The organism is Nocardia sp. NPDC059154 (assembly GCF_042755705.1).
Lineage (GTDB): Bacteria > Actinomycetota > Actinomycetes > Mycobacteriales > Mycobacteriaceae > Nocardia.
In genome coordinates this window covers 1-3594 of the sequence record NZ_JBHZCS010000158.1, presented here as the reverse complement: position 1 = coordinate 3594, position 3594 = coordinate 1, and the positions used below count along the sequence as shown (strand labels likewise).

Here is a 3594-nt window from a genome sequence, read left to right as displayed (position 1 = left end):
CCCTCCCCTCCGGCCCTGTTCCTTGTTTTCCCGCTACCCATGTTTCCCCCCCCCCGAGTCCCCGCCCCGCGTGGGCACCCCCCCCCCTCCCCCCCGCGTCCATGTCTGGCATGTGCTCAGACATGGACGTAAGCCAGATCGGTTTGGACTTGCAGGTATTCGACGAGCACCCCACTGCACGCGCTGGCGGGCGTACTCCTCCGGGCCGCCGATCGGCTCGAGGGCGCGCGGTAGCCGCCAGCTGCGGATGTCCCGGCTTGCCGACGTCGTGCGTCTCCGCACGACGTCGGAGTCGGCGACCGGTATTAGGTCAAGGCGGAGGTGGATTTGAGTACCCATTCCCGATATCCGGGGTGGGCCTCGACGACCGGGAAGGCCAGCACTTGCGGGACCTCATAGGGGTGATACTGGTCCGCGGCTTCGACAATCCGGCCGACCAGGCTGCGCCGAGTGTGAATCCACACCAGCGCCTCGCCCTCGTCCTCCACCGCGCCTTCCCATCGGTAGATGCTGCGAGCTTCGGGCACGATGTTCCCGCAGGCGGCCAACTGATTCTCGACCAGGTGGCGAACGAACTGCGCCAGTGTGTCTTCGTCTGGCCCGGCAATGGATACGGTTACGAGCTCTTCATCTTGTCCCACGACAGCAAGTCTGGCTCATTGTCGGCGGTCCTGGACATCAGAGTGTGGACCTGTTCCTCGGTCCGGGCGATCGCGCCCCAGCCGCGAACTACAGGGGCCGCGTACGACAGGCCGACCCATCCGCCGATCATGATCTGCCCGTGAGGGTGTAGGGCGAAGTAGAGCACGCCCTTGCTTCGTGTAGCTCCTTCGCTGGCGATGTACCAGCCCATCAGGGACGAGTTGTCGTAGAGCCGAAGCTCTCCGGTCCACTCGTACGCCCCGGACTCGATGGTGTCCACGCGCTCTCCGAACAGCTCCAGAATGTTCCCGTCCTGAGCGATCCGGACTGGATGAACGTCCACCCGGTGGACACCGTCCTTCTGGGTCTGCCACCCGGCCCACCACACCCCGGTGAAGTCCAGGCCTCTCGCGGTCTTGCCGGCCAGTTCGGTCAGCGTGATGCCCATGTGGTCGGCGATCCGGGATGCGACCTGAAGCGGCGGATCAGCTTCGCCGGATATGTAGCGGCCTATCTGCCGCTGGTCCACATCCACCTCACGCGCGAAGGCACGCTGAGACATGTCGTGCCGTTTGAGGTACGCGCCGATTACCTCTCCGGTGGTGGTCATGGTCGGTCTCTCTAGCTCTCGATTCGATTCTCTAGGCACAGGGTAGCCACCCGGCGTATGGTGAGGCGAGAACGTCCCATTGAGGCATTTTCGCATCATCTCAGATGACGGGGGGAGTCATGACTCACACGTCAGAAGATTCGGCTTCCGAGCCCGGTACTGTCCGCCCCGCGCGGCTCTTCGAATTCAGCGGGGGCGTGTTGGAGCTCCAGGGCTACGGAGACGAGACGGACGACCACTCGGGGTTCTACCTGGAATGTCACGGACGTATCGAGATCGATGGACACGCAGATAGCGGGGCAGTGATGAAGTACAAGCCGGTAGCCGTGGGGTATCTCCGCACCGATGTGTCCGGCTCGGCCCTGCTCTGGGACCAAACCCTAATACGCAGGCTCGCTGAGCGTCTCGGGTACGACTTCGCCGACATGGTCATCTACGACCCGAAATTCGGGCGGCCACCATTGGCCAGGCTGGAAGCGCAGGCAACCCGACTTGACGCCGAGGCGGTCATCGTGCCGGGCCCGAAACACTTCGAGGCCGCGGAGATACCGGCCGCACTGGTCCGCCAGCTCGACGTAATCACAGCGACTCCCGAAGAGACTTACGCCCGCCGGGCAATGTCACCACTTCGGGATCTGCCACCCGCGAAGGCGGATGGCGCATAACCAGGGATGGCCCTCGCGCGGGTGTCTTCGGTTGCGCCGCAAACCTATTGGAGTCCCATTACTTGCTCTGGGGACCTTTCCTGGTTCGACCAGCGCACCAGGGGTGACGATTCGTGCCAGTTGTCTGACGGGTTGCTGACATGGAGCGCCGCACCGGGAAGGATTGGTGCGACGCTCCCAGCGGCGCGAGGGGGCAATCGGAATCATGCGACACGAAAGACACTGGCGGGGCCACCGGAGGTGCCGTTCGAGAACATGGCGGAGTTCGGGAAGCCGCAACCGTGGCCGGGGCTGCCGGTGTACGCGTGCCCGTACCGCATCGGCGACAAGACCGGCTATGCAGCGCAAGCACTGCAGTCCGCGGTGCAGACCGTGGCGGAGATCGTTCAACATCAGGGCTGAATGAAAGGACGAGGCTTCATGCCCATCGGACCGATGACACCCTCGAGGCTGGACACGGCCACGGCTCGCGAGCTGTGCGACCGAATCCAGTCCATCGGCGAAGTACTCGACGCGATCGCCGGACAGCCAGAACACCCTGCGATTGTCGCGTTGGCGCAGGCGGCGAACGAGATCACCGCCAGCGCGATGACCAATTCTCCGCGCCGCTACGCCGACTACACCCCGGCGCGTGAGTGACCTCGACGCGACGCGCAAATGACGAAACCACCCCAGCCAGGAAAACGGCTGGGGTGGTTTCGTTTTGGCGCTATGCCCGTTCGTGCCGTGTGCTGGCGTGTCGCCGAGTTGATCGTGAAGCATGACGGGACATCGATGTGGACCTGGGCGACCGTCACCGCCATCACATGAGGGGAATCCATGAAGACTGCGAAGACTGCCGCTCTGCTCACCGCCACTGTGCTCACTGCCACTCTGCTCTCCGTGGCGCTGCTGCCCGCCTGCGGATCGAACTCATCCGGGCCTTCGATCTACGAGATCACGACCACCGCGAAGGCTGCGCCAGCAGCCGCGCCGACATCTGCGGCCACTTCAGCCGATAACCGGTACTTCGCAGATCTCGACAAGGCTGGGGTCCCGTATCCGCAGGCCCGGAAGGATCTTGTGATCGAGAAGGGCCAATACGTCTGCAACTTGCTGAAGGACGGCACTTCCTGGCGTGATGTTATTACCATATGGGGCCCAGAGAACGACTTGAGCTGGATTGACCAGGCCGCGGCGGCGGTCGACGCCTATTGCCCCGAGTTCAAGGCGCAGTTGAAGTGATGTTGTTGATCATGTGCGCGAGCCTCTGGCAGTCGCCGGCGGATACTATCGGGCGGCCGGGCTCGCGGTGAATCCGCAGGGGGGCATCGAGATCCGGCACTGGATCATCGCCAAGGTGTCGCGTGTCGAGGTGGCCGAGCTGTTCCTGCGGCCCGCGCCGCAGCGACTGGTGACGCAGCTGGTCGAGAGCGGCCGCATCACCGCCGCCCAGGGTGATCTGGTCACCCGGGTGCCGATGGCCGACGACATCACGGCGGAGGCCGATTCCGGCGGTCACACCGACCGCCGCCTGCTGGTGGTGCTGCTGCTGCCCGAGCTCATCGCCGCGTGCGACCGCGTGGCGGCCGCCGCGACGGTCCGGATCGGCGCGGCCGGCGGCATCGGCACCCCCGATGCCGCCGCGACCGCCTTCGCCACGGGCGCGGCCTACACCGTCACCGATTCGGTGAATCA

At 64.8% G+C, this 3594-nt stretch carries 6 protein-coding genes and 1 pseudogene; 5 read left to right on the top strand and 2 right to left on the bottom strand.

Annotated features, from left to right (window positions below; all coding sequences use genetic code 11):
- Positions 1–305: 305 nt before the first annotated feature.
- Together cutA and ACFXN1_RS51070 are read right to left on the bottom strand one after the other, a co-directional pair.
- Complete coding sequence (gene cutA, locus ACFXN1_RS51075; protein ID WP_379446491.1) at positions 306–641, bottom strand: divalent-cation tolerance protein CutA; 336 nt, start codon at positions 639–641, stop codon at positions 306–308.
- Complete coding sequence (locus tag ACFXN1_RS51070) at positions 617–1252, bottom strand: helix-turn-helix domain-containing protein (protein WP_379446490.1); 636 nt, start codon at positions 1250–1252, stop codon at positions 617–619. Before ACFXN1_RS51070 ends, cutA begins: the two co-directional genes overlap by 25 nt.
- 197 nt (positions 1253–1449) lie before the next feature.
- Here ACFXN1_RS51070 and ACFXN1_RS51065 point away from each other — a divergent pair, with 197 nt between their 5' ends.
- The 5 genes and pseudogenes from ACFXN1_RS51065 to ACFXN1_RS51045 all read left to right on the top strand — a co-directional run.
- Entirely contained in the window at positions 1450–1917 is a 468-nt protein-coding gene (locus ACFXN1_RS51065; protein WP_379446489.1) for a hypothetical protein, read from the top strand.
- Between the two features lie 255 nt (positions 1918–2172).
- On the top strand, positions 2173–2319 hold the full coding sequence (locus ACFXN1_RS51060) for a hypothetical protein (RefSeq protein ID WP_379446488.1): 147 nt from the start codon (positions 2173–2175) through the stop codon (positions 2317–2319).
- An 18-nt stretch (positions 2320–2337) separates the two neighbouring features.
- Positions 2338–2556 carry a hypothetical protein gene (locus ACFXN1_RS51055; RefSeq protein WP_379446487.1) on the top strand — a complete coding sequence of 73 codons (219 nt, stop codon included), beginning with the start codon at positions 2338–2340 and terminating at the stop codon, positions 2554–2556.
- A gap of 180 nt (positions 2557–2736) precedes the next feature.
- Positions 2737–3141, top strand: a complete 405-nt coding sequence (locus tag ACFXN1_RS51050; RefSeq protein ID WP_379446486.1) for a DUF732 domain-containing protein — start codon at positions 2737–2739, stop codon at positions 3139–3141.
- Between the two features lie 13 nt (positions 3142–3154).
- A pseudogene (locus ACFXN1_RS51045) lies at positions 3155–3594 on the top strand (2-nitropropane dioxygenase); the annotation flags it as partial.